This window comes from Bradyrhizobium sp. 191 (genome assembly GCF_023100985.1).
In the GTDB taxonomy this organism is placed as follows: domain Bacteria; phylum Pseudomonadota; class Alphaproteobacteria; order Rhizobiales; family Xanthobacteraceae; genus Bradyrhizobium; species Bradyrhizobium diversitatis.
This window is the reverse complement of the sequence record NZ_CP064692.1, coordinates 6,135,329-6,157,927: the sequence shown is the minus strand read 5'-3', so window position 1 is coordinate 6,157,927 and position 22,599 is coordinate 6,135,329. Positions and strand designations below refer to the sequence as shown.

At 64.4% G+C, this 22,599-nt stretch carries 24 protein-coding genes; 6 read left to right on the top strand and 18 right to left on the bottom strand.

Annotated elements, in window-relative coordinates; all coding sequences use genetic code 11:
• Window positions 1-116 precede the first annotated feature (116 nt).
• The 5 genes from IVB23_RS28810 to IVB23_RS28790 form a co-directional block, all read right to left on the bottom strand.
• Window positions 117-881, bottom strand: a complete 765-nt coding sequence (locus IVB23_RS28810) for a serine acetyltransferase (protein ID WP_247800897.1) — start codon at window positions 879-881, stop codon at window positions 117-119.
• Between the two features lie 233 nt (window positions 882-1,114).
• On the bottom strand, window positions 1,115-1,606 hold the full coding sequence (locus IVB23_RS28805; RefSeq protein ID WP_061880859.1) for a DUF2852 domain-containing protein: 492 nt from the start codon (window positions 1,604-1,606) through the stop codon (window positions 1,115-1,117).
• Between the two features lie 121 nt (window positions 1,607-1,727).
• Window positions 1,728-2,468, bottom strand: a complete 741-nt coding sequence (locus IVB23_RS28800) for a TetR/AcrR family transcriptional regulator (RefSeq protein ID WP_061880860.1) — start codon at window positions 2,466-2,468, stop codon at window positions 1,728-1,730.
• 168 nt (window positions 2,469-2,636) lie between these two features.
• Window positions 2,637-3,002: a YciI family protein gene (locus IVB23_RS28795; protein ID WP_061880861.1), complete on the bottom strand. Its 366-nt coding sequence runs from the start codon at window positions 3,000-3,002 to the stop codon at window positions 2,637-2,639.
• Between the two features lie 47 nt (window positions 3,003-3,049).
• Entirely contained in the window at window positions 3,050-3,454 is a 405-nt protein-coding gene (locus tag IVB23_RS28790; protein WP_197969553.1) for a YciI family protein, read from the bottom strand.
• Window positions 3,455-3,720: 266 nt separating this feature from the next.
• On the opposite strand from IVB23_RS28790, the gene IVB23_RS28785 reads away from it, so the two are divergent.
• From IVB23_RS28785 to IVB23_RS28770, 4 genes are all read left to right on the top strand, one after another.
• Window positions 3,721-4,509 (top strand): SDR family oxidoreductase, encoded by a 789-nt coding sequence (locus tag IVB23_RS28785; protein ID WP_061880863.1) that lies wholly within the window; start codon window positions 3,721-3,723, stop codon window positions 4,507-4,509.
• Between the two features lie 162 nt (window positions 4,510-4,671).
• The gene (locus tag IVB23_RS28780) at window positions 4,672-5,109 is read left to right on the top strand and encodes a hypothetical protein (RefSeq protein WP_061881225.1); all 438 of its coding nucleotides are present in this window, start codon (window positions 4,672-4,674) and stop codon (window positions 5,107-5,109) included.
• Between the two features lie 250 nt (window positions 5,110-5,359).
• Window positions 5,360-6,111, top strand: a protein-coding gene (locus IVB23_RS28775) for an IS5 family transposase (RefSeq protein WP_247800519.1) whose coding sequence is annotated in 2 segments (ribosomal slippage) — window positions 5,360-5,690 and window positions 5,690-6,111 — 753 coding nt in all. Because the reading frame shifts where the segments join, the coding sequence is not laid out codon by codon here.
• A 382-nt stretch (window positions 6,112-6,493) separates the two neighbouring features.
• Window positions 6,494-6,844: a hypothetical protein gene (locus tag IVB23_RS28770; protein WP_061880864.1), complete on the top strand. Its 351-nt coding sequence runs from the start codon at window positions 6,494-6,496 to the stop codon at window positions 6,842-6,844.
• Window positions 6,845-6,957: 113 nt separating this feature from the next.
• Here the strand turns inward: IVB23_RS28770 and IVB23_RS28765 are convergent, their stop codons facing one another.
• The 4 genes from IVB23_RS28765 to IVB23_RS28750 all read right to left on the bottom strand — a co-directional run bounded on the left by IVB23_RS28765 (window position 6,958) and on the right by IVB23_RS28750 (window position 9,802).
• A complete protein-coding gene (locus IVB23_RS28765; protein WP_247800896.1) occupies window positions 6,958-7,371 on the bottom strand; it encodes a VOC family protein in 414 nt (137 codons plus the stop codon).
• 30 nt (window positions 7,372-7,401) lie between these two features.
• On the bottom strand, window positions 7,402-7,941 hold the full coding sequence (locus IVB23_RS28760) for an SRPBCC family protein (RefSeq protein WP_247800895.1): 540 nt from the start codon (window positions 7,939-7,941) through the stop codon (window positions 7,402-7,404).
• Between the two features lie 194 nt (window positions 7,942-8,135).
• Window positions 8,136-9,437 carry an RNA polymerase sigma factor gene (locus IVB23_RS28755; RefSeq protein ID WP_247800894.1) on the bottom strand — a complete coding sequence of 434 codons (1,302 nt, stop codon included), beginning with the start codon at window positions 9,435-9,437 and terminating at the stop codon, window positions 8,136-8,138.
• A complete protein-coding gene (locus tag IVB23_RS28750) occupies window positions 9,434-9,802 on the bottom strand; it encodes a YciI family protein (protein WP_131873874.1) in 369 nt (122 codons plus the stop codon). The genes IVB23_RS28755 and IVB23_RS28750 overlap by 4 nt, the downstream gene beginning before the upstream one ends.
• Before the next feature lie 139 nt (window positions 9,803-9,941).
• On the opposite strand from IVB23_RS28750, the gene IVB23_RS28745 reads away from it, so the two are divergent.
• On the top strand, window positions 9,942-10,907 hold the full coding sequence (locus IVB23_RS28745) for a glyoxylate/hydroxypyruvate reductase A (protein ID WP_061880869.1): 966 nt from the start codon (window positions 9,942-9,944) through the stop codon (window positions 10,905-10,907).
• 64 nt (window positions 10,908-10,971) lie between these two features.
• Here IVB23_RS28745 and IVB23_RS28740 read toward each other — a convergent pair whose 3' ends face one another.
• Window positions 10,972-11,616: a TetR/AcrR family transcriptional regulator gene (locus IVB23_RS28740; protein WP_061880870.1), complete on the bottom strand. Its 645-nt coding sequence runs from the start codon at window positions 11,614-11,616 to the stop codon at window positions 10,972-10,974.
• A 105-nt stretch (window positions 11,617-11,721) separates the two neighbouring features.
• Between IVB23_RS28740 and IVB23_RS28735 the strand changes: the two genes are divergently transcribed.
• Window positions 11,722-12,366, top strand: coding sequence for a glutathione binding-like protein (locus IVB23_RS28735; RefSeq protein ID WP_061880871.1), 645 nt, complete (start codon window positions 11,722-11,724; stop codon window positions 12,364-12,366).
• A 122-nt stretch (window positions 12,367-12,488) separates the two neighbouring features.
• Here the strand turns inward: IVB23_RS28735 and IVB23_RS28730 are convergent, their stop codons facing one another.
• The 8 genes from IVB23_RS28730 to IVB23_RS28695 all read right to left on the bottom strand — a co-directional run bounded on the left by IVB23_RS28730 (window position 12,489) and on the right by IVB23_RS28695 (window position 22,482).
• The gene (locus IVB23_RS28730; protein ID WP_061880872.1) at window positions 12,489-13,256 is read right to left on the bottom strand and encodes a transporter substrate-binding domain-containing protein; all 768 of its coding nucleotides are present in this window, start codon (window positions 13,254-13,256) and stop codon (window positions 12,489-12,491) included.
• A gap of 34 nt (window positions 13,257-13,290) precedes the next feature.
• Window positions 13,291-13,569 (bottom strand): cytochrome c, encoded by a 279-nt coding sequence (locus IVB23_RS28725; protein WP_082822104.1) that lies wholly within the window; start codon window positions 13,567-13,569, stop codon window positions 13,291-13,293.
• Window positions 13,570-13,709: 140 nt separating this feature from the next.
• Window positions 13,710-15,428, bottom strand: a complete 1,719-nt coding sequence (locus IVB23_RS28720) for a PQQ-binding-like beta-propeller repeat protein (protein WP_247800893.1) — start codon at window positions 15,426-15,428, stop codon at window positions 13,710-13,712.
• A 327-nt stretch (window positions 15,429-15,755) separates the two neighbouring features.
• Entirely contained in the window at window positions 15,756-17,060 is a 1,305-nt protein-coding gene (locus tag IVB23_RS28715) for a TRAP transporter large permease subunit (protein ID WP_247800892.1), read from the bottom strand.
• 31 nt (window positions 17,061-17,091) lie between these two features.
• Complete coding sequence (locus tag IVB23_RS28710) at window positions 17,092-17,685, bottom strand: TRAP transporter small permease (protein WP_197969129.1); 594 nt, start codon at window positions 17,683-17,685, stop codon at window positions 17,092-17,094.
• A 10-nt stretch (window positions 17,686-17,695) separates the two neighbouring features.
• Window positions 17,696-18,697, bottom strand: coding sequence for a TRAP transporter substrate-binding protein (locus IVB23_RS28705; RefSeq protein WP_247800891.1), 1,002 nt, complete (start codon window positions 18,695-18,697; stop codon window positions 17,696-17,698).
• 39 nt (window positions 18,698-18,736) lie between these two features.
• Window positions 18,737-20,395 carry a hydantoinase B/oxoprolinase family protein gene (locus IVB23_RS28700; RefSeq protein ID WP_247800890.1) on the bottom strand — a complete coding sequence of 553 codons (1,659 nt, stop codon included), beginning with the start codon at window positions 20,393-20,395 and terminating at the stop codon, window positions 18,737-18,739.
• A gap of 2 nt (window positions 20,396-20,397) precedes the next feature.
• Window positions 20,398-22,482 carry a hydantoinase/oxoprolinase family protein gene (locus tag IVB23_RS28695; RefSeq protein ID WP_247800889.1) on the bottom strand — a complete coding sequence of 695 codons (2,085 nt, stop codon included), beginning with the start codon at window positions 22,480-22,482 and terminating at the stop codon, window positions 20,398-20,400.
• Window positions 22,483-22,599: the final 117 nt, after the last annotated feature.

The following is a 22,599-nucleotide window of genomic DNA, read 5'->3' as shown; positions in this document are numbered from 1 at the left end:
GGCGAACTACATCGCGTTCGCGATGCGCGCGGCTTGATTCACGTCAACAGGCGCCGAGAAAGCGTCAAAGCGAGCGTGCGAGAGCCGTGGGAACGCATGCTCTCAGCGAGGGCGCGTCAGGCGGCCGAGACCGTCTCGGGGCAGTTGGTCAGTCGCGCCGGATTGCCGACCGCCGTGCAGCCGGCGGGCACGTCGCCGGTCACAACAGTGCCTGCGCCGATTTTTGCAAGATCGCCGATGCTGATGTCGCCGAGAATGCTCGCGCCCGCGCCGATGTAGACGCCGCGGCCGATGCGCGGCGAGCGCGCCGGCAGTTCGCTGCTGCGGCCGATGCTGACGTTCTGGAGGATGGTGACGTCGTCGCCGATGACGACGTTGGCGCCGATCACGATGCCGGTGGCGTGATCCAGATAGACGGCAGATCCGATGCTGGCAGCCGGATGAATGCTGACCTGGAGCAGGTTCGACGCCTCGTTCTGAAACAGCAGCGCCGCGTCGCGACGGTCATGACGCCAGAGCCAGTTCGAGACGCGCCAGGCTTGCAGCGCGATGTAACCCTTGTAGTGCAGCAATGGTGGCAGCAGATCGGTGACAGCGGGGTCGCGACGCGCGATGGCCGCGAGGTCCCTGCCAGCAGCTTCGATCAGGTCCGGCTCGTCGTGAAAGGCGTCGCGGGAAAAGGATGTGAAGCGCGCGCGTTCGGCGCGGCTGCCAAGCCGCCGCCCGATCAGGTCGGCCAGAGCCGCGGCGAAATCGTCATGGGTAAGGATGGCGCCGGCCAGCGTCTTGCCGAATAAGGGATCGGCAGCTGCCGCACGCTGCGCCTCGCGGCGGATCGCCGGCCAGAGGTCGTCGCTCGCGTCTACCGCAGCTTCCGGCATTGTCGCCTCCGATCCGCGTGCATCTGTGACGGCGAATATAGGCGGTCCGGATCAAGGCGCCAGCGGTGCCCACGGGATGCGCGTCCTCTCGCGCAGCTATTCGGCCTCTCGCGCTAGCGCGAACACGCCGAAGCCAAACCGCCCGCCTGCGGGTTGCGCAGGCGGGCGGCTCGGGGCCATCAGGACTTTGGGGGCATGCGCCTGAAGGCTTTGAGAGGCGTCAGGCTTGGATGTCAGCCCTGCTGCTGGTCGGTGGGCGGCGGGGTCGGACGCGTCTTGTGCTGCGCCATGAACTGGTCGAACTCTTCCTTGTCCTTGGCGTGACGCAGACGGGTCAGGAAATCCTTGAACTCGCGCTGCTCTTCCTCGAGGCGCTGCAGCGTCTCGGTGCGATATTCGTCGAAGGCGCGGTTGCCGGAGGACGGCGGGCCGAAGCCAAAGCCGAAGCCGCGGCGCTCCATGCGGTCGCGCATGCGATCCATCCTGTACTGCATCCGCTCCATCTTGTTCTGCCAGCGATCCTGGTGGCTCCAACACGACATTCTTCTGCTCCCGAGTGTGAAAAAGAGAAGGGCCAGTCCGATCGGCCACCAGATGATGAAGCCGAGGATGGTTACGGCAATCCAGCCGGGATGCCAGGGCGTATCCAGCATGCGGGGACGCTCGTACTGTCGGTATTGGTCCGAAGGGCCGCGCCATCGATTGACATCAGCGGTGTAGGCCATTTCCCATCTCCATCACGGCACCTGCGCCGTTGTGAATGTAAATAACATTTACATAGCTAAACCATCCCGCGATTTTGTCAAGCCGAGCGCCTGACAGGCGCGCGGAATTATTTGCGCAACTTTATTTCGGCTTGCCCCAGGGTCCGCCCGGCGGCACGCCCGAACCGGAGGAAGCCTCCGGCGGCACTGGCGGCGGCTCGGCTCCCTTCGTGGCCGGACGGCGGTCGATCGGGAAGCCGAGCCCGCGCAGATAGATCAGCACTTCGGCCTCCAGCAGCTCGTCCGGCGACATCGGCAGCTTGCGTCGCGCAGCATCGCCGCGGGAAAACAGCGAGGCCACGCCATGCGACATCGACCAGATGTGCAGTGCCATCATCATCGCCGGCGGGCGGGGCGTGCCGGGCGGCGTCAGTGCGGCGAGACGCTCGGCGGCAGCACGGATGATGTTGAAGGCTCGTTCGCTGGCGGCCTGAAGTGCGGCATTGGCATCGACCGGCACGCCCGATTCGAACATCGCGTTGTAGAAGGCCGGCTCCTCGCGGGCGAAGGCGAGATAGGCCTTGCCGACGCGCTCGAACGCGGTGACCGTATCGGGGCGTCCGTCATCCCAGGCCGCGGACAGGCGCGCCTCGAACTGCTCGAATCCGCGCTGGGCGATCGAGGACAGCAGCTCGTCGCGGTCGCGGAAATGCCGATAAGGCGCCGCGGCGCTGACGCCGGCCATGCGCGCGGCATCGGCGAAGGTGAAGCCGGCCGCCCCCTTCTCGGCGATCAGCCCGAGAGCGGCCTGCAACAAGGCTTCCTTCAGATTGCCGTGGTGATAGCCGCGCTCGGCGCGGCCGTGCTCCTTGCGCCAGCTCATGTGAACGACCTTTACATGAGCCGGGCGTGAAGGTCACTAGCGGGAATCGGGTGTGATTAACTCGTACATCCCCGTCATTCCGGGGCGGCTCATAGAGCCGTACCCGGAATCTCGAGATTCCGGGTTCGGTCCTGCGGACCGCCCCGGAACGACGGCCACCCATTGATGCTACATCTGCGGAATCGGCAGCACCGGCATCACTTCGATCGCCTCGCCCGGAAAGATCGCAAAATGCGGATGGTTCTCGAACAGTTTGGCAGCTTCCTCCTGCGAGGCGGCGCGTACCACCGTGAAACCGGTCAGCGCATTGCTGACCTCCGTGACGCCGCTCACGTCGATCCTGCGGGTCTTGCCGAGCGGGCCGCCGATCTCGACGATGACGGACTTGTGCTTCTCGACCCAGCCGTGCCAGGCAGCCATGCCCTCCTGCTCCCTAGCCTTCCGTTCGGCCTCCGGCAGGGCGCGCCAAGCCGCCATCTTGGCACCGGTGGTGCTGCCGAGATAGACGGCGAGAAATGTATGTTCGGCGCTCATGGATATCTCCTTTGGTTGGTTGGTCGGAATACGGTCGCGGCTGTCGTCTACTTCTTGAGGTCGCCAAACCCGGCCACGACCTCCTGCACTTCAGGCGAATAGTCGGTCACCTCCTGCACCTGCCGAATCTCGATGATTTCGTTGGCCGAGGCCGGGCACTTCTTCGCCCAGGCGATCGCCTCCTCGCGCGAGGCGACCTCGATCATCCAGTAACCGCCCAGCACTTCCTTGGCTTCAGTGAAGGGGCCGTCGGTGACCATGGGCTTGCCGGTCGCAAAGGAGACGCGCGCGCCCATCGATGGCGGATGCAGGCCGTCGAGCGTGATCAGCACGCCGGCATCCTTCAGCGCCTCGTTGTAGCGCATCATCGCCGAGACACGCTCGGGATCGAGTTGAACGTCCGGCGGTGCCGCCTCGTAGCCGAGCGGGATCATCAGCATCATGAACCGCATGGAACCTCCTCGCTGCTCTCAGTCATTCCCATCTGTCCCGCGGGCGGAAACAGCTGGCCCGCACCCCGCTCTAAGACGAACGACCTTCTACCGTGCCGACAGCGGGACAGGAATTATTTGGAGGCGCGCAAGCGCGACTGCGGCAGGGGCATTCAGGGCCCAATCGGGCTCGATAGGCACGGCGCGGGCCTTTCGTGCCGGAACCAAAGCGAAGTAAAAGGGGCCGGCGCTCGCGCGCCCCTCCCGGACACAGGACAGATCAGCCAATGCCGCAAGCCCTGCAGAAAGTCGCCCTCGTCACCGGAGCCGCACGCGGCATCGGGCTTGCGACCGCGAAGAAATTCCTGGCCGAGGGCTGGCGCGTGGCGCTGCTCGACATCGAGGGCGAACTGCTCGGCCGAGCGGTCGCCGAAATCGGCAAGAGCGAGGCGACGCTGGCGCTGACCTGCGACGTTTCGGACGGAACTGCCGTGAGCGATGCGATAGCGGCGGTCGAGAGCCGGTTCGGCCGGCTAGATGCCCTCGTCAACAATGCCGGCATCGCGGTGTTCGCGCCGCTGATGGAGACGTCCGACGCTGACTGGCGCCGCGTGCTCGAGGTCAACCTCACCGGGCCGTTCCTCTGCACCAAGGCGGCCGTGCCCTTGATGCGCGAGGGCCACGGCGGCGCCATCGTCAACATCACCTCGATCTCGGCGGTGCGCGCCTCGACGCTGCGCTCGGCCTACGGCACCAGCAAGGCGGGCCTTGCGCACCTCACCAAGCAGCTCGCGGTCGAGCTCGCCTCCCTCAACATCCGTGTCAACGCGGTCGCGCCGGGGCCGGTCGACACAGCGATGGCGAAGCAGGTTCACACCAAGGAAATCCGCGCCGACTATCACGACGCCATTCCGCTCAACCGCTACGGCCTGGAAGAGGAGCTCGCGGAAGCAATCTATTTCCTGTGCTCGGCGAGCGCGAGCTATATCACCGGACAAATTTTGGCCGTTGATGGCGGCTTCGATGCAGCGGGTATCGGCCTGCCAACGCTGCGCGGGCAACGACGGAACGGGTAGGATCTTGTAGTGGGTTGGCACTGCGGCTGCGCGAAGCGCGGCCGCAGGGCGTAACCCACCTCTTTTCACTCGGCGAGAAAGATGGTGGGTTACGCCAACGGACTGCGCTTCGCGCATCCGTCGGCTAACCCACCCTACGAAAGCGAGTTGGTGGAGAGCTTCATGCGACGCATCGCCTTCCTCAGAGCCCTGATGCTTGCATCCGCGCTGCTCGGCGTCACGCCCGCGGCGGCCGAGATCCGTATCATCCAGTCGCCGGGTGGACAGGTCGGGCCGTTCCTCGATCTGTTCGAGAAAGTGCGCGAGAGCGGCGAACGCGTGGTGATCGACGGTCCCTGCCTGTCCGCCTGCACGCTGGTGCTGAGCATCGTGCCGGGCGAGCGCATCTGCGTCACCAAGCGCGCGGTGCTGGGTTTCCACGCCGCGCGCTCCGTGGACCGGCGCGGGCGCTTCTATGCCGAGCCGGAAGCATCGGTCGCGGTGCTTGCCGCCTATCCCGGCCCGGTGCGCGACTGGATCAGCCGCCGCGGCGGCCTGAGCTCACGGCTGCTGCTGTTGAAGGGGCGCGACCTCGCCGCGATCTATCCGCGATGTCGGTGACGAAGTCGTCGTTCATAGTCTCGAGATCACCCGCGACCGGCACTGACCATCGTCGAAAGCCGCGGCACGATGTCGTCAAAGAACTCGCGATCTAAAGCGCGATGCGATTAGGATGAATCGTTGTCGCGCTTTAGATTGTTGTTTAAGCATGGTCTTTTCGGAAAACCGCTGCGCACTTTTCCGGATCATGCTCTAGGGCCTGTTTGGATTCAGGATTCTCATTTGGGCTTGGCTGTGATTCAAGCTTGGGATGAACCGATTCGTTTTGACTGACGCCCAATGGGCGAAGATGGAACCACATTGTCTTGGCAAGCCGGCTGATCCCGGCCGGAGCGGCAAGAACAACCGGCTATTTGTCGAAGCAGTCTTGTGGATCGCCCGGACAGGCAGCCCATGGCGCGATCTGCCGCGCGCCTTCGGCAACTGGATAACCGTATACACGCGTTTCCGCGACTGGGCGAAGGCAGGTGTCTGGAAGCGTCTGTTCGATGCGGTCTCGGACGAGCCGGACATGGAATACGTCATGGTCGATGCCACCATCGTCAAAGTCCACCGCCACGGACAGGGCGCAAAAGGGGGACGCAAAACCAAGCCATCGGCCGCTCGAAAGGCGGTATGACCACCAAAATCCTGGCACTTACCGACGCGCTCGGTAATCTCGTGCGTTTCGTGCTGCTGCCCGGCCAGCGCTTCGACACGGTCGGCGTCTCGCCGCTTATCGAAGGGCTGGCCTTCGATGCGCTGATCGCAGACAAGGCGTTCGACAGCAATGCCATCATCGCCGACCTCGACAAGCGCGGCGCCAAGGTGGTCATTTCCCAGCACCCACGTCGCGCCAAGCCTCTCGCCATCGACAAGGAAATGTACAAATGGCGGCATCTGATCGAAAATTTCTTCTGCAAGCTCAAGGAATTCAAGCGGATCGCCATGCGCGCCGACAAAACCGATTTGAGCTTCGAAGCAATGATCAATCTGACCGCCGCCGTGACAAACTCAAGATGAATCCAAACAGACCCTAGAACAAAGTCTGGACCACTGGCGCGAGCTTCATGCTCACGCAAATGACCATTCCCCAAAGAGCAAAGTTAATCTGTAGCGCCGCCGCCATCGGTCGCTCCCTTCCAAGTCGCCCCGCCCTAGTTTTTAAGTTTTATGAAGCAAAGTTAGCGATTCTGTTGTGCAGATCACAGCCCAATATTGCGCCAATTGTTGTGCGGTGCAGTCGGCTTCACGAAGTGGCCTCACTCCGCGCGCAAGGTAGTATGAAATTCTGATTCGTATTCGGCCATGCCGGCTGGTCCGCTTGCTTTGAGTTCCATTAAACTGACGTGATGCGAAGTGTTTCACGCGGATTGCGCGTCGCATACGCAGCAAAGGCCCCGGCATGATTCGACACAGCTTCATCTTGCTCAGTTTTTGCACAGCGCTGATTGCTTGCGCAGGCGCTCCTGCGCAGGAACGTCGCGCTATCGCGTGGGATGGTCTTGGCAAGGATCCGAACCGTCCTCATGTGGCGAAGCGGCGCGTGGCCAATCCCGCGCCCGCGGCGCCGGATCCCAATCAGGAGCGGGAACGCGTGCTCGGCACCTTGCAGCCATATTCCCAGGCGTGGTGGGCGGTCCATGATGAAATACAGGCGGAGAACGACAGGCGGCTGGGCAGCAAGCTCCTGATCTGCCCTCGCTGCGTGGAGCCGTCGCCGCCGAGCGAGAACGTCACCGGATCAATCCGGTGAGAGAACAAACAGCCGATCGGTGCGTGAGGTAAGGAGTCCATGCGTGTCCCCTCTCCCGCAGCGTTGGAGAGAGGGGATCGCAACTCAACGGATCGCGGGCGCGGCCGTGCCCGTCACATCCCCTCCGCCGGGCAGTTCACCATCCAGGGAATGCCGAACTTGTCGACGCACATGCCAAAGCCCTTGGCCCAGAACGTCTTGCTGAAGGGCATGGTGACCGAGCCGCCGTCGGCGAGCGCGTTGAACTTGCGCTCGCCGTCTGCGGGATCCTTGACTGTGAGCGAGATCGAAAAGCCCTGCGGCTTGTGAAAGTGCTCGGCCGGCGCGTCGGAGGCCATCAGCACGCCGCCGTCGGGCAGCGACATCCGCGCATGCATGATCATCTTCTCGCGGCCAGGCGCGGCCGGCACCTCCGGCGGTGCATCCGATGAGCACATCATCGCATCGATCCTGCCGCCGAGAACCTTGGCGTAATAGTTGAACGCCGCTTCGCAAGTGTCCTGATAGAACAGATAGGGATTGAGCATCGTTTCTCTCCTCTTCGCTTGCAGTGAGATTTATTGCTTCTCGGTGAGCTTCTTCAGGCCGGCGAGACCTGCCTCGAAATCCTTGCCGATCATGCTGTCCATGTTGACGAACACCTGCATGACCTTGGACAGGAACGGGGCCGGACCGTACATCGCCCACGTGACCAGAGTGGCATCGCCTTGCGGCACAAAGGTGAATTCGGCGGTGTTGTGCCCTTCGAATGGCCGTTCGAAATCGAGCTTGATGCGGAGCCTGGAGGGCCCGTTCGCCTCCAGGATCTCCATGTGGCCGGCACCGACATTGTTGTTGCCGTCCCAGGCATAGGTGGCACCCTTTCCCGCCGCGGTTCTGCCGAACGTCCGCTTCATGGCGGGATCGCGGGTCTCATAGGGTGACCAACCGGTCCAGCGGTGAAAATCGGCGACCAGCGGATAGATCGCATCGGCCGGGGCTTTCACGGCGAGACTGCGCTCGACGCGGAACGTGTCGGGCTTTGTCAATGCGAAGACCAGGACCGCGGCTATGCCGACGGCGAGCACGATAGCGATGACGACAATGGCTTTCAGCATGAATGGCTCTCCGGGATACGGAGCCTAGGACGAACGCGAGAGGCCCCGGCCGACAATGGGACAGAAATTCTTTGGCGCACTGCCCGCCCACGTCATGGCCGGGCTTGTCCCGGCCATCCACGTTCTTGGCGCGAAGGGAAAGACCGTGGATGCCCGGGACAAGCCCGGGCATGACGACGTGGAAGCAGGCGGGCCTACCTCGCCTTCGCACCCTGCCTGGCGCCGCCGTTGGCTTGCTTCGGCTGGCTGTCCCGGATCAGGCGATCGAGATGCATGCGGATGTGAGCGGCTTCGGCCGAGGTGTTTGCGAGCGCAATGGCGCGATCGAAGGCGACGCGGGCTTCGTCGTTGCGGCCGAGCTGCATCAGGAAGGCTCCGCGCACGCCGTAGAAATGGAAATAGTTGGCAAGCTTCGGCGCCAGTGGCTCGATCAGATCGAGCCCGGCCTCTGGCCCGCGCACCTTGGAGACCGCGACCGCGCGGTTAAGCGTCACCACCGGTGACGGCTGCACCACTTCCAGAGCGCCATAGAGCAGATCGATCTGCGTCCAGTCGGTCTCCTCCGGCGTCGCTGCGCGCGCATGCAGCGCGGCGATCGCGGCCTGGATCTGATAGGGACCGCTGCGGTGGTGACGCATCGCCTTGTCGATCAGCGCGAGGCCTTCCGCGATCATGGTGCCGTTCCACAGCGAACGATCCTGATCGTCCAACAGGATCAGCGATCCGTCCGCGGCAAAGCGCGCGGCGCTGCGGGCGTGCTGCAACAGGATCAGCGCCGTCAGGCCCATGATCTCCGGCTCGCTCGGAAATAGCCGCAGCAGCAGCCGCGCCAACCGGATCGCCTCTTCGCACAGCGGCTTCCTGATCTCCGCAGTGTCTCCACTCGCCGAATAGCCTTCGTTGAAGATCAGATAGATCATGGCGGCGACGCCGGCGAGCCGCTCGGAACGCTCGACCGCGCCGGGCGCCTCGAACGGCGTCCCGGCCTCGGCGACCTTTGCCTTGGCCCGCGTGATGCGCTGCTCCATCGCGGCTTCCGAGACCAGGAAGGCGCGTGCGATCTGCTTCACGGTGAGGCCTGAGACGATGCGCAACGCCAGCGCGATCTGCTGCGTCGCCGGCAGCCCTGGATGGCAGCAGATGAACATCAGCCGCAAAATGTCGTCGCGATAGTGCGAGCCGTCGAGCCGCTCGGCCACCGCCCCCTCGGCATCATCGAGATCGGAGATGGCCTGATCGTCCTCCGGCAGCGGCTGCTGCTTGCGGGCGCGGCGCACCTCGTCGATCGCGGCGTTGCGGCCGACCATGATCAGCCAGGCTGCGGGATCGCGCGGCGGTCCGTTCTGCGGCCATGACTTGAGGGCGCGCAGGCAGGCGTTCTGAAAAGCCTCCTCGGCCGTATCGAGATCGCGGAAATAGCGCAGCAGCGCGCCCACCGCCTGGGGTCGCGCCGAGGTCAGCGCAGTCTCGATCCAGGCGGTGTCGGTCTCGCTCACGTCAGGTTTCCTCCGGGCCGGAACACCCCCACGGGACGCACCTCGTAGGCGCCGCCCGGATTGGCAGAGCCCAGCTCGCGCGCGACGTCGAGCGCATCGTCGAGATTCTTGCAGTCGACGATGTAGAAGCCGAGCAGCTGCTCCTTGGTCTCGGCATAGGGGCCGTCGAGCACCAGCGGCGGGTCCTCCTTGCGCAGGGTCGCCGCCGCGGTCGTCGGCAACAGCCGCGCCACCGGTCCGAGCCGGCCCTGCCTGGTGAGCTTCTCCTGCACCACGGCGAGCTTCTTCATCACGGCCTCGTCCTGCTCCTTGCTCCAGGAGCCGACGAAATCCTCGTCGTGATAGCAAAGAATGGCGTAGAGCATGGGCGACACTTTCCTCGTCTGTTCTGAAGACGCGCCAATATGCCCCGCGCCGACACGGCTGCGGAAAAAATTTGCAAGAAAAATCCGGCGGATCGTGCCAAGGAGGGCCTTCTCGAACGGAACCAACGAGGCACTTCGAATGACCCTGGGCACACTGGCCGTCCTGATCAACAGCACGCAGCAGAACTGGCTGCCGGAGCGCTGGAAGGCCCGGTTCAAAGCGGTCTGCGGGGACCGTCGCGTGGTGCTGCTGCCGAATGCCGGGCTCGACCCGGCGGAGGTGCACTATGCCGCGGTGTGGAAGCCGGTGCCGGGCGATCTCGGTGCGTTCCCTAATCTCCGCGCGATCTTCAATCTCGGCGCCGGCGTCGACGCGCTGATGGCGGACAGGAGCCTGCCCGATGTGCCGCTGGTGCGCGTCGCCGTGCCCGATCTCACCAATCGCATGACCGAATATGTCGTGCTGCACGTGCTGATGCACCACCGCCAGGAGCTTTACCTCAGGCGATCGCAGCGCGAGAAACGCTGGGAGCCGAAATATCAATGGCCAGCGAGCGCGATCACCGTCGGCGTCATGGGGTTGGGCACGCTGGGAGCCGATGCGGCCAATGTGCTGCGGCGGCTCGGCTTCCGTGTCGCCGGCTGGAGTCGCAGCCCGCGGACGATCGAGGGCGTCGAATGCTTCCATGGCACTGCAGGCATGGACGCGTTCCTGCGCAAGACGGACATTCTGGTGTCATTGTTGCCGCTGACGCCGGACACGCACGGCGTCCTCAACCGCGACGTCTTCGCGAAGCTCAACCGCAACAGCCCGCTGGGCGCGCCCGTGCTGATCAATGCCGGCCGCGGCGGCCTTCAGAATGAAGCCGACATCCTGGCCTGCCTCGACGACGGCACGCTGGGCGCCGCCTCGCTCGACGTCTTCGTGCAGGAGCCGCAGCCGGCGGACAGCCGCTTCTGGACCCACCCCAAGGTGGTGTTGACGCCGCACAACGCGGCCGACACCGACGCGGACGCGATCTCGGCCTATGTCGCCGAGCAGATCGGACGGTTCGAGGCCGGCGGAGCGCTGGAGAATGTGGTGGATCGGGCAAGGGGCTACTAAGCCCCTGGATTTTGCCAGCGCTGGCGCTTCAGGCTCGGTGTCTCCGCCTGCCCGCGACGGCAGCCTACGCTTTCGCGCCCACCATCATATCGATCGCGCCCTTCACGATCGCCTCCAGCTCCTTGCGCGGAACGCGGGCGCGCGAACGGACGGCGATGGAGTGCACGGTCGCTGATGCGATCTGCGCCAGCACGGCCGGATCGGCGCTCTCCGGCAACTCGCCCTTCTCCCTGGCACGGCGGAAGCAACCGGCAAAAGCCTTGTCGAGCTCGGTGAGTCCGTCGAGCACCATGGCGCGGATCTCGGGATCGCTCACCGCCTCAGACGCCGCCGTCACCACCGTGAAACAGCCACGCGGGCCGGCCTCGCCGGAGAGATAGATGTTCAGCGCGGAGGCGAAGATTCGCTCCAGGCGTTGGCGCAGCGGCATTTCCTCGCGAAAGATCGCGGCCATGGAGGCCCGCGCTTCCTCGCGGTAGCGCTGGTAGCTCTTGATGTAGAGCTCGCGCTTGTCGCCGAAGGCGCCGTAGAGGCTCGGTCGATTCATGCCGGTGGCCTCGCTGAGATCGTCGAGCGAGGTCGCGGCAAAGCCCTGCCTGCGGAACAGGTCGAGCGCCTTGCCGAGCGCGACATCGGGCTCGTAGGCGCGCGGACGGCCGCGGCGCTTGGGCTGACCGGCAGCAATTGGCAGCTTCGATTTTTGTACCATTTCGCAAATTAATCCTTGACCGCAGCCATATTATGCAAGACAGTACAAAAATCAATCTGTCCAGGTTGAGCGAAACGTCCAAAGAATTGCCCAAGGAGGCTACAGATGGATCTCTATTTCTCGCCGCTCGCCTGCTCCATGGCGACGCGCGTTGCGCTGTATGAAGCCGGCGCCGAGGCGAACTATCTCGAAGTCGATCCGCCGACCAAGACAGTGCTGAGCGACGGCTCCGACTTCCGCGCCATCAATCCGATCGGCCTGGTGCCGACGCTGCGTACCGACGAAGGCGTGGTGCTGACCGAGAACGCCGCGATCCTACAATATGTCGCGGACCGTTTCCCGCAATCCGACCTCGGCGCCGCGCAGGGCATCGACCGCACGCGCTTGCATCAATGGCTGTGCTTCATCGGCACCGAGCTGCACAAGGGTCTCTTCCTCCCCTTGCTCGACCGCAAGGCGCCGCAGGAGACGAAGGCCTATGCGCTGGAGAAGAACTTGTCGCGGCTCGACTATCTCGACAACCATCTGAAGGGCCGCGACTTCCTGCTCGACCATTTCAGCGTGGCGGATGCCTATCTCGTCACGGTCATCAACTGGACCATGGCGACGCCGCCGATCGAGCTTGCGAAATGGCCCAACGTGAAGGCCTATTACGAACGCCTGCGCCAGCGCCCGTCGATCGCCAGGGCGATCGCGGAGGAGTTCGAGTTGTACAAGGCCGAGCTCGCGCGGAAGAAGGCCGCGGCGTAAAACACGATGACATGAGGCTTGATCGCTGCAACGAAGGAGGTGCGCTCCCTCTCCCGCAAGCGGGAGAGGTGAACGAGCCGCGGCAATCGATTCAACGAAAGCCGTTCCGGAGTGCGGGTCGACTATTTCGGCGCCTGCAGCACGATCCCATAGCGGCCATATATCCGATCGATCGTGCCGTCGCTTCGCAGCCGGTCCAGGGCCCGGTCGATGGCCTCGCGCAACGCATCGTCCGGGCGGATCATGCCGATGGCGACATTCCAGTTGAGATCGGCGATGCTCTCATCACGATCCAGGATCCGGAGCGGATTGTCCGGATGCGTCAGATTGAAATAGCCGGCCGCAGTGGGCGTCACCGCGGCGGCATCGATCTCACGGTTCGACACGGCCTCCAGGCTGTCGCTCTCGAAGCCGAACGTCGACAGGGGCACGCGCCGTTGGCCGATGATCATGGCGGCGATCGATCCGACCTGCACTCCCACCTTGGTCTTTTCGTTGAGACTCTTGAACGAGGTGAGCGGGCTGGATGACGGCACCGCGAGCGCGACGCCCGTGCGATAATACGGTTTCGAAATCCTCAAACGTGTTTCGCCTTGTGCCTCGCGGTCGGCGATGACGTCCAGAAGGATGTCACAGCCGGCGCTGCGCATCTGGTACTGCGTGATGATCCAGTCGAGCCTCAGCGCCACACCGAGCTCGCGGGCCATCAACTGTCCCAGCTCGACCTGAAAGCCGGGCGGCTCGCCGGTCTTGCGGGCAAAGGGAAGCGAGTTGGGATGCGCGCACAGCCCGATCACGCCGCTCTCACGGATCGCGTCCAGGGTTCGCGCCTGCGCCGGGCCCGGCAGCCCGATGGCGGCAGCGACGATGACCGGTACAATCGCCTTCATTGCACACCCTCATCTGGACGCATCGCGGTCTGGTTCAGCCTTCGCGTGGTTTCAAGGCGCGGATGTATTTGACGATCAGGTCGATCTGCGCGTCGGTGAAAGCGCCATCGAATGCCGGCATCGCGCCTTGCTTGCCGAGCTTGATGCGACTGCGAATGAAGTCGTCGTCGCGCGGCGAATTCATCAGTTGCGGCCCCTTGCCGGCAGCCCGGCCGCCGTCGGAGTGACAAAACCCGCAAGTCCCCGCGAACACCTGCTCGACCTCGAACGGCGCATTCTCGGGCGCAGGCGCCGCGGATTGTGCTTGAGCCATTGCAGCGCACAGCAACGAGGCGCCCACCGGAACTGTTCTCAAATGCAGCTTCAACGCGTCCACTCCATTCCTGAAGCAGGTGGCCGTTGTTCACGGCAAGGAGCGGGCTTGCACCCGCTCCTGCAGATCGTTTGCGGCAACTATTTCAGGCTGAAGACGACGAGCGCACCGTCGTCACGCGGCATGCTCTTGTAGACGCCGCCGAAGTTCGGCGCATACTCGTCAGCCAACATTCCGCCGAAGCCTGCCGTCACGGCGATATATTGCTTGCCGCCGACGGAGTAGCTGACGATGCCGCCCTGGTGACCGGTGCCGTTGTTGTGCTTCCACAGCTCGGCTCCGGTTTCGGCATCATAGGCGTGAAGGACACCACGGGAGTCCGGCACGAAAACCAGATTGCCCGCCGTCGACAGCACGCTGCCAAGCGGCGGCTCGGGATAGCGGACCTCCCATTTCTTCGCTCCCGTTATGGGATCGCGCGCGTCGAGATGGCCATAGATCTCGCCGCCAGGAGGAGGCGTCATCTTGAAATCGGCGCCGATGTTGAGCTGGACCTGCGGCGTCGTGACCGGTGTCGTCTTCTGGATGTCCAGCGTCATGCACCATTCCTGGCCGATCTTGTAGTAGAGGCCGGTCTTCGGACTGTACGAGCCGGCGTTCCAGCTGATGCCGCCGCCGATGAACGGACACAGAGGCGGTTCAGTGACTTTCCCGACCGAGAAATCGCGGCGGCCGATCAGCGCGCCGGTCTTGGGATCGATATCCTTGACGAAGTTGATGTTCTCGACCAGCCGCCAGACGTTCTTCACCTTGAGATTGCGGTCGTAGACGAAGACGAAGCCGCCCTTGTTCGGATGAACCACGTATTTCTGACCGTCGCGCTCGAGCATCACGAACTCGCCGACGGAGCTGTCAAAGTCCCAGGCGTCGTGCGGCAGCTCCTGATGATAGAATTTCAGCTTGCCGGTATCGATATCGAGGCCGATCACCGAACTCGTATAGAGATTGTCGCCGGGACGCGCACCTTGCGTCTTGTAGTCGGCGCCCGACCAGTCGTAGAGCGGCGCAGGGTTCGCGGTGCCCCACAGGATGGTGTTGGTTTCGGAATCGTAGGTGCCCGGCATCCAGCCACCGCCACCGCCGGTGCGCCAGGAATCGTTGCCCCAGGTCTTCATGGCCTCTTCGGTGCCCGCGACCGTCAGGAATTCCCACTTCTTCTTTCCCGTGGTGGCATCGAGGGCGAAGATCGGGCCGCGGCCCGGCCATTCGCCACCTTGCGCGCCGATGATCACGCTTCCCTTCGCGTAGAGCGGCGCGCCGGTAAAGCCGACCGTGAGCTTCTGCGAGTCGATCAGCTTGGTCTCCCAGAGGACCTTTCCCGTCTTCGCATCCAGCCCGAAGACACGCCCATCCATCGTGCCGACGAAGACCTTGCCTTCGCCGAGAGCTACGCCGCGGTTATAGGGAGAGTGGGTCTGCCGGCTGATCAGCGCCTCGTCCAGTTCCGGGAAGAACGACCAGATGACCTCGCCGGTCGCGCCATTCAGCGCAAAGACCCGGCTGTAAGAGCCCGAATAATAAAGCACCCCGTCAGCCACGAGTGGCATGGACTGCAGACCGCGCGTCGATCGCCCCGGGATGTGCATCCAGGCCACGCCCAGATTGGCGATGTTGTTCGTGTTGATCTGCGCGATCGGGCTGTAATGGTGGGACTTGTACGAGCCGTGATAGGTGAGCCAATCGTTCTGGCCGGCGGCCTCGATGCGGGCCGTATCCACGGCTTGGGCCGACGCCGCCGACGCTGCAAGTGTCGCAACGACGACGACAGGCAAGGCCGAGCTGAGCCACTGCTTTCTCATTTGCACTTCCTCCCGCTCTTGTGTTTGTTGATTGCGTCTCGTAAGCGCGGCCGCGAGGGGGCATTTGCAGTTCAGTACGCGTCGATCGTCCTCCATCGGACCGAGTCGCCAACAGATATCCTCTCTCTCGGCGGATAGCGCCGAAGGAGCCACGTTCACTGGTGTGATTGCTGTTGTACTTCTGCTTACCGCTGCAGCTTACGACGGATCACAGGGCGTGCAAACACGGAACGCGCGCAGAAGACGACTTTGACGCACGGAGCGAATTGAAACGGCAGCGGCACTGACCGTTTCGACCTCGATCGGCCAAACCCGGAGCGAAGTGGCTTATCCGTAAAGCACTTTCGGCAGGATCGTGACGATGCCCGGCCACAGCGTCAGCAGCAGCACGAAGCCGATCATGATCATGAGGTACGGCATCGTCACGCGGGCGATGTAGCCGAGGCCGTCGTCGGTCAGCCCCTGGATCACGAACAGGTTGAAGCCGACGGGCGGCGTGATCTGCGCCATCTCGACGGCGAGCACGAGGAAGACGCCGAACCAGACCTCGTCGAAGCCGGCGCCCTTCACGATGGGCAGCACGATCGGCAGCGTCATCACGATCATCGAGAAGCCGTCGAGAAAGCAGCCGAGGACGAGATAGAAGACGATCAGCACCACGATCAGCATGAAGGGCGACAGGCCGAGCCCCTTGACGAAGGCGGCCACTGCCTGCGGGATGCCGAGGAAGGCTGCGGCATTGCCGAGGATCGAAGCGCCGAGCACGATCAGCGCGATCATCGAGCAGGTCACGACCGAGCCGATCAACACGTCGCGCATGACCTGCTGCGACATCGCGCCTTGCGCCCAGGCAACCAGGGCCGCGCCGAGCACGCCGACGGCGGCGGCTTCCGACGGCGTCGCGAGGCCGCCATACATCGAGCCGAGCACGCAGGCGATCAGGAACAGCGCCGGGGCGAGGTCCTTCAGAGCGGCGAGGCGTTCGCTCCATGGCACCTGCGAGAGCTTGGCTTCCGTTTCCGGCACCATGCCCGGATTGAGGCTCGTATGCAGCATCACCCAGGCCATGAAGGTGGCGGCCAGCAGGAATCCCGGCAACACGCCAGCCGTGAACAGCTTCAGGATCGAGACGTCGCCGAGCACGCCATAGATGATCATGATGTTGGACGGCGGGAGCAGGAACCCGAGCGTGCCGGCGCCGGCGAGCGAGCCGATCGCGATGTCGCGGGAATAGCCGCGGCGCAGGAGTTCGTTGAGCGACATGCGGCCGATCACCTGCGTGGTCGCGGCCGACGAGCCCGAGATCGCCGCGAAGATGGTGCAGCCGATCACGTTCACATGCAGCAGGCGACCGGGCAGCAAACCGGCCCAAGGCGCCAGTCCCTGGAACAGGGAGCGCGACAGGCGGGTGCGAAACAACAACTCGCCCATCAGGATGAACAGCGGCAGCGCAAGCAGCTCCTGCGTGGTCAGGATGTTCCAGGCGTATTGGGGCAGCAGCTTGTCGAGCGGGATCGAGCGGAACATCGCGAGCAGCAGCGTCGCAGTGAGCGCAAGCGTCAGGCCGATCCAGACGCCGCAGGCCAGCAGCGCAAACAGGATCCCGAACAGGGCGACGACTTCGATGGTCATGCGATCTTGGATCCGGGAGCGAGCAAGGCGGTCATTCGACGGGCGAGGCCTTCATGCGATGGTCCTCCAGCGGCAGGCCGAGCGCGGCCTGGATCGCGCGCGCCAGGAACTGAAGCGTCAGCAGCAGCATGCCGAAGGTGACGACGGCTTCCGGAAACCACAGCGGCGTGTCGCTCGAGGTGGAGACCTGGCCACGCAGGAACGCGGCCCAGGCGAATTTCGCCATGGCCGAGGTCAGGAACGCCATGAAGGCGAAGCCGGCCGCCGCCGAGAGAATCTCGAGCGCGCGCTGTACCGGCACTGGTGCGTTCTTCAGGAGCAGCACGACGCGGATATGGCCGCCGACACGTAGCGTCATGGCGGCGCCGAAGGTGAAGGACGCCGCCATTAGATAGGAGGAATATTCCCACGCGATCGAGATGCTGGGCGGGAAGAACGGCAGGAAGTTCGACAGGAAGCGGGTTGCGACCTCGCACAGCATCAACAGCGTCAGCATCAAGAGACAGAAGCCGCCGATCCAGCCGTCGAGCCGGCCGAGGCGATCGATGCCGTCGAGCAGGATGCGCAGCGGCGCCGGCGCCGCTGCATTCAGGCTTTGCGGAGCTTCGGGCGAGATGCTCACCACGACATCATCCTCAGCCACGCTTCATTTCGGCGAGATAGGCCTTTACCGGCTTGTCGGCCGCCGGCACGCGCTTGAGGAAGGCATCGAGCTGCGGCGCTGTCTTGGCCCGGATGTCCGTCATCATGGCTTGCGAGACCGGCACCACCTCCATGCCGCCTTCCTTCAGGCGGTTGAGGCTGTCGACGTCGGCCTTGAGCGAGTTGGCCCAGAAGCCCGGCTCCATCTTCGCCGCGATATCCGCAACCAGCTTCTGTTGATCGCCGGAGAGAGCCTTCCAGGAATCGAGATTGACGGTGAGCATCTGCGACGACCAGACGTGGTTGGTCGGGTAGACGTATTTCAGGAATTCCCAGAACTTGCCATCGACGCCCGACACCGACGAGGTGGAGACGCCGGCGACCGCGCCGGACGCGAGCGCGGGAATGGTCTCGCCCCAGGGGATCATCACCGCCGCCATGCCGATCGCATTGAGCATCTCGACGGCGTTCTTGTCGGGCACGCGGATCTTGATGTTCTTCAGGCCCTCGACGTCGGCGACCTTCGCCTTCAGATGCAGATACTGCGTCGGCCAGGGCACGATGTAGAGGATCTTCTGGTTGTTGCGCGCCGCGATCTTCTCGTATTCGGGCCGCACGTATTTGTGCAGCACCTTGAGCTCGTCAACGGAGCCGCAGAGGAACGGAATGCTCTCGACGCCCATGAACGGCTCGTCGCCGACCTGCTGGATGTTGAGGACGTCGGCGAGCGGCACCAGGCCGTCGCGCACGGCGCGCAAGTGCTCGGGGCCCTTGAAGCCGAGCTGACCACCCGCCTTCACGGTGATGTTCACCGTGCCGCCGCTTTGCTTCTTCACCTCCTCGGCGAAGGCAAAGGCGTTCTGGGTGTGGAAATTGCCGTCAGGCCACACCGTCGACATGTCCCAACTCACCGTCGCCGCCCGCGCGCGGGTGGAGATGTGGCCGGCGGCAAGCAGCGTCGCTGCGCCCGCGGTGAAGTTCCGTCGCGTGATCATTGCACCCCTCCGTTTGCTCCGCGCACGACGCCCGAGGCGTCACCGCGAGTACCCATAAACTGTGACCGCCTTGTCGACGGACACGAGTCCGCTTTCGACGTCGTCATTGACCGCCGCGCGCTCACGGTTGGCGGGATCGCCGATGCCCGCGCCGCCCGGTGTCAGCACAACCAACCGGTCGTCCGGCGGCACCTGCTGAAAGCCCTTCCCTCGCAGCTTCTTTCCGGACTTGAGACCGACATAGCCGGCCTCGCCGTCCCGGCCGCCATCGCGGCCGCGCGGCGGATGATCGATGCGATCGAACGCAGCGAGAATGTCGAACGGCGCATCGACGCCGCTGCCGACTTCGATGATCTGGCCGAGGCCGCCGCGGGTGCGCCCTGCCCCGCCGGAATCCGGACGCAGCTCCTTGCGCCAGAAGATCAGAGGCGTCTGCGTCTCTGCGATCTCGACGGGGGTGCCGCGCACGCCGCTGGGATAGGCGGTCGCCGACAGGCCGTCCTTGCCGAAGCGCGCGCCTGTGCCGCCATTGGACGTCACCGCCATGGAGAACCCGTAATTGCCGCCGACGCCGGAGCGGGTTTGCCCACGCACATTCAGATTCCACAGGCATGAGGTGCCTTCCGCAGGCACGCGCTCGGGAATGATCTGGCGCAGGCAGCCGAACACGACGTCGGGCAGCATCTGGCCGATGATGTGGCGCGAGGCGACCGGCGCCGGCTTCGGCGCATTGAGGATAGCGCCCGCCGGCGCCGACACGGTCAGCGGCGAGAGCGAGCCGGCATTGTTCGGGATCTGCGAGGCGACGACGCAGCCGAGGCCGAACACGGTGTAGGCGGTGGTGTAGGACAAGGGCACGTTGATGCCGAACTTCGAGGCGGCAGAGGTGCCGTCGAAATCGACGTGGATGCCTTGATCCGAGATCGTCAGGGTCGCAGCCAGCGTCACCGGCGCATCATAGCCGTCGACCACCATGGTATTGCGCCAGCTGCCCTTCGGCAGCTTTGCGATCTCGGCGAGCACGGCCTCGCGCGAGCGGTCGCAGATGTAGTCGCCGAGCTCGTCCAGCGAGTCGATGCCGAACTCGGTCATCATCTCGACCAGGCGCTCGCAGCCGACGTCGTTGCAACCGGCGAGGGAATAGGTGTCGCCCTCGGTGTCGATCGGCAGCCGCGTATTGGTGCGGATCATCGCCATCAGCGTCTCGTTGACGACGCCCTGGTCGATCAGCTTCAGCATGGGGATGTAGAGCCCCTCCATGAACACGTCGGTGGCATCAGGGCCGAAGCCGATGCCGCCGATGTCCATGAGGTGGCTGGTGCAGGAGAACAGCGCCACCGGCTTGCCATCCTTGAAGCACGGCGTGGTGACGACGAAGTCGTTGAGATGGCCCGTACCCATCCAGGGGTCGTTGGTGATGTAGGCGTCGCCTTCCTTCATCGTCTCGATCGGGAAGTGAGCGATGAAATGCTTCACCGATTCCGCCATCGAGTTGACGTGGCCGGGCGTGCCCGTCACCGCCTGCGCCAGCATGCGCCCCTCGAGGTCGAACACGCCGGCCGAGAGGTCGCCGCATTCGCGCACGATCGGGCTGAATGCGGTGCGGAGCAGCACCTGCGCCTGCTCCTCGACCACGGCGATCAGCCGGTGCCACATGATCTGAAGGTCGATCAGGCTCGCGCCATTTGCCTTGCTCATGATCAGGCCGCCTTCCGTTCCATGACGATGCTGCCGGCACCGTCTATGTGGGCGTCAAAACTGTTGGAGACGAAGGTCGAGGTTTCGTCCTCCGCGATCACGGCCGGACCCGCAATCGTCGCGCCCGGCGCCATGTCCTCGCGGCGATAGAGTGGGATCTCGATTACTTCGCCGGCGCGGCCGTCGAAGAACTTGCGGCTGCCGGACGCCTTGGCCGCAGGCATGCGTGCGACGGAAGCGACGGTGGGCGGATTGCGCGCCTCGGTGGTGGCGAGCACCGACCAGCTCAACACCTCGATGGCAGCCCCCGGGATCGGCCGTTCGAACATCGCGGAATAATCCGCCTCGAACTTCTGGCGCAGCCCGGCGAGATCGGCGGTCGCCAGCCGCCGGTTCGGCAGCTCGACCGATATCTCGTGGCCCTGGCCGACATAGCGCATGAAGGCGGCGCGGCGCTCCCGCACCGGCGCACCGGCTGCGCCGGGCTCCACCAGCGCACGCGCCTCAGTCGCCATCTCCTGCAAGAGGTCAGAGACGACCTCGGTGTCGAAATCATCGAGCCGGACATGACGGCTGCGCACCAGTTCATAGGCGATGGGCGCAGCCAGGAAGCCAACGGCCGAGCCGACACCCGCATTCGATGGCACGATCACGCGGGAGACGCCGATCTTCTCGGCGACGCGGGCCGCATGTAGCGGCGCGGCACCGCCGAAAGCGATCAGAGTGTGCTGACCGATAATCTCCCCGCGCTCGACGGCATGCACGCGCGCCGCGCTCGCCATGTTCTCGCAGACGACTTCGTGGACAGCATAGGCCGCGGTTTCCGCGGACAGGCCAAGCGGCTCGCCGACGTCCCGCAGCAGCGCCTGCTTCGAAAGCTCCGGGTCGAGCTTGATCGTGCCGGCCGCAAACGCATCTGGATCGATCATGCCGAGTGCAACGTCCGCATCCGTCACGGCCGGGCGTTGGCCGCCGCGGCCATAGCAGGCGGGCCCCGGCTCCGAGGAGGCACTTTCGGGCCCCACGGTGACGCGCTTCATCGCGTCGACATGCGCGATCGAACCGCCGCCGGCGCCGATCTCGACCATCTCGATGACGGGAATGCGCACCGGCAGGCCGGAGCCCTTGAGGAATCGCGCGGCGCGATCGACCTCGAACACGCGCGAGGTCTCGGGCTGGTATTTTTCGATCAGACAGATTTTCGCGGTGGTGCCGCCCATGTCGAAGGAGAGCACCTTGCTTTCACCGAGACGCGCCGCGATCTGGGCCGCGAAGATCGCGCCGCCGGCGGGACCGGATTCGACGAGACGCACCGGAAAGCGCCGCGCGGTCTCGATCGAGGTCACGCCTCCGCCGGAGGTCACGAGATAAATGGCGCCGCGAAACTGCTCGACCTGCAAGGCATCGGCCATGCGGGCAAGATAGCCATCGATCAGCGGCTGCACGTAGGCGTTGGCGACCGCAGTGGATGTGCGCTCATATTCCCGGATCTCGGGACACACTGCCGACGATACAGTCACGGAGATGCCGGGCATTTCATCACTGATGATCGCGGCCGCGCGGCGCTCGTGCTCGGAATTGGCATAAGAGTGCAGGAACGCGATTGCGACGCTCTCGACCTTCAGCTCGCGCAATCTCTGCGCGAGTGCGCGCACCGCCGCTTCGTCGAGCGGGAGACGAACGGCACCGTGGGCGTCGATGCGCTCGGGCACCGTGAAGCGCAGGCTGCGCGGCGCCAGCGGCTTCGGCTTGTCGATGCCGAGGTCATATTGGTCGTAGCGGCTTTCGGTGCCGATATCGAGCACGTCGCGGAAGCCCTCGGTCGCGATCAGCGCGGTCTTGGCCCCGCGGCGCTCGATGATGGCATTGGTCGCGAGCGTCGTGCCGTGAATGAAGACGTCGATGTCGCTAATATGCGCGCGTGCATCGGCCAGAATGAGGCGCATGCCGTCCAACACGGCCTGCTCGGGGCGCTGCGGCGTGGTCAGCACCTTGCGGGTTTTGCGATCTTGCCCCACGTCCAGCACGATGTCGGTGAACGTGCCACCGATATCAACGGCAAGCCGCACCTCGGCTCCCTCAAGCATTCCAAATTCTCCGTGCTGGTCGTCAAGACTGGGGACAAAAGCGCAGCAATTTCCATGCCATGGACGACAAGATGCACGCCGCGCCCGGCTATTCTGCTTGGCACCTATGCAATAGGC

Excerpts from the sequence above, each read along its gene's own strand:
- IVB23_RS28695 (WP_247800889.1), bottom strand. The coding sequence starts at position 22,482 with ATGCTTGAGGGAGCCGAGGTGCGGCTTGCCGTTGATATCGGTGGCACG.
- IVB23_RS28795 (WP_061880861.1), bottom strand. The coding sequence starts at position 3,002 with ATGAGCGCCGAACATACATTTCTCGCCGTCTATCTCGGCAGCACCACC.
- IVB23_RS28785 (WP_061880863.1), top strand. The coding sequence starts at position 3,721 with ATGCCGCAAGCCCTGCAGAAAGTCGCCCTCGTCACCGGAGCCGCACGC.
- IVB23_RS28725 (WP_082822104.1), bottom strand. The coding sequence starts at position 13,569 with ATGGCTCAAGCACAATCCGCGGCGCCTGCGCCCGAGAATGCGCCGTTC.
- IVB23_RS28730 (WP_061880872.1), bottom strand. The coding sequence starts at position 13,256 with ATGAAGGCGATTGTACCGGTCATCGTCGCTGCCGCCATCGGGCTGCCG.
- IVB23_RS28770 (WP_061880864.1), top strand. The coding sequence starts at position 6,494 with ATGATTCGACACAGCTTCATCTTGCTCAGTTTTTGCACAGCGCTGATT.
- IVB23_RS28705 (WP_247800891.1), bottom strand. The coding sequence starts at position 18,697 with ATGATCACGCGACGGAACTTCACCGCGGGCGCAGCGACGCTGCTTGCC.
- IVB23_RS28750 (WP_131873874.1), bottom strand. The coding sequence starts at position 9,802 with ATGCTCTACGCCATTCTTTGCTATCACGACGAGGATTTCGTCGGCTCC.
- IVB23_RS28745 (WP_061880869.1), top strand. The coding sequence starts at position 9,942 with ATGACCCTGGGCACACTGGCCGTCCTGATCAACAGCACGCAGCAGAAC.
- IVB23_RS28735 (WP_061880871.1), top strand. The coding sequence starts at position 11,722 with ATGGATCTCTATTTCTCGCCGCTCGCCTGCTCCATGGCGACGCGCGTT.
- IVB23_RS28780 (WP_061881225.1), top strand. The coding sequence starts at position 4,672 with ATGCGACGCATCGCCTTCCTCAGAGCCCTGATGCTTGCATCCGCGCTG.
- IVB23_RS28715 (WP_247800892.1), bottom strand. The coding sequence starts at position 17,060 with ATGACCATCGAAGTCGTCGCCCTGTTCGGGATCCTGTTTGCGCTGCTG.
- IVB23_RS28765 (WP_247800896.1), bottom strand. The coding sequence starts at position 7,371 with ATGCTCAATCCCTATCTGTTCTATCAGGACACTTGCGAAGCGGCGTTC.
- IVB23_RS28700 (WP_247800890.1), bottom strand. The coding sequence starts at position 20,395 with ATGAGCAAGGCAAATGGCGCGAGCCTGATCGACCTTCAGATCATGTGG.
- IVB23_RS28740 (WP_061880870.1), bottom strand. The coding sequence starts at position 11,616 with ATGGTACAAAAATCGAAGCTGCCAATTGCTGCCGGTCAGCCCAAGCGC.
- IVB23_RS28810 (WP_247800897.1), bottom strand. The coding sequence starts at position 881 with ATGCCGGAAGCTGCGGTAGACGCGAGCGACGACCTCTGGCCGGCGATC.
- IVB23_RS28805 (WP_061880859.1), bottom strand. The coding sequence starts at position 1,606 with ATGGCCTACACCGCTGATGTCAATCGATGGCGCGGCCCTTCGGACCAA.
- IVB23_RS28800 (WP_061880860.1), bottom strand. The coding sequence starts at position 2,468 with ATGAGCTGGCGCAAGGAGCACGGCCGCGCCGAGCGCGGCTATCACCAC.
- IVB23_RS28790 (WP_197969553.1), bottom strand. The coding sequence starts at position 3,454 with ATGCGGTTCATGATGCTGATGATCCCGCTCGGCTACGAGGCGGCACCG.
- IVB23_RS28720 (WP_247800893.1), bottom strand. The coding sequence starts at position 15,428 with ATGAGAAAGCAGTGGCTCAGCTCGGCCTTGCCTGTCGTCGTCGTTGCG.
- IVB23_RS28760 (WP_247800895.1), bottom strand. The coding sequence starts at position 7,941 with ATGCTGAAAGCCATTGTCGTCATCGCTATCGTGCTCGCCGTCGGCATA.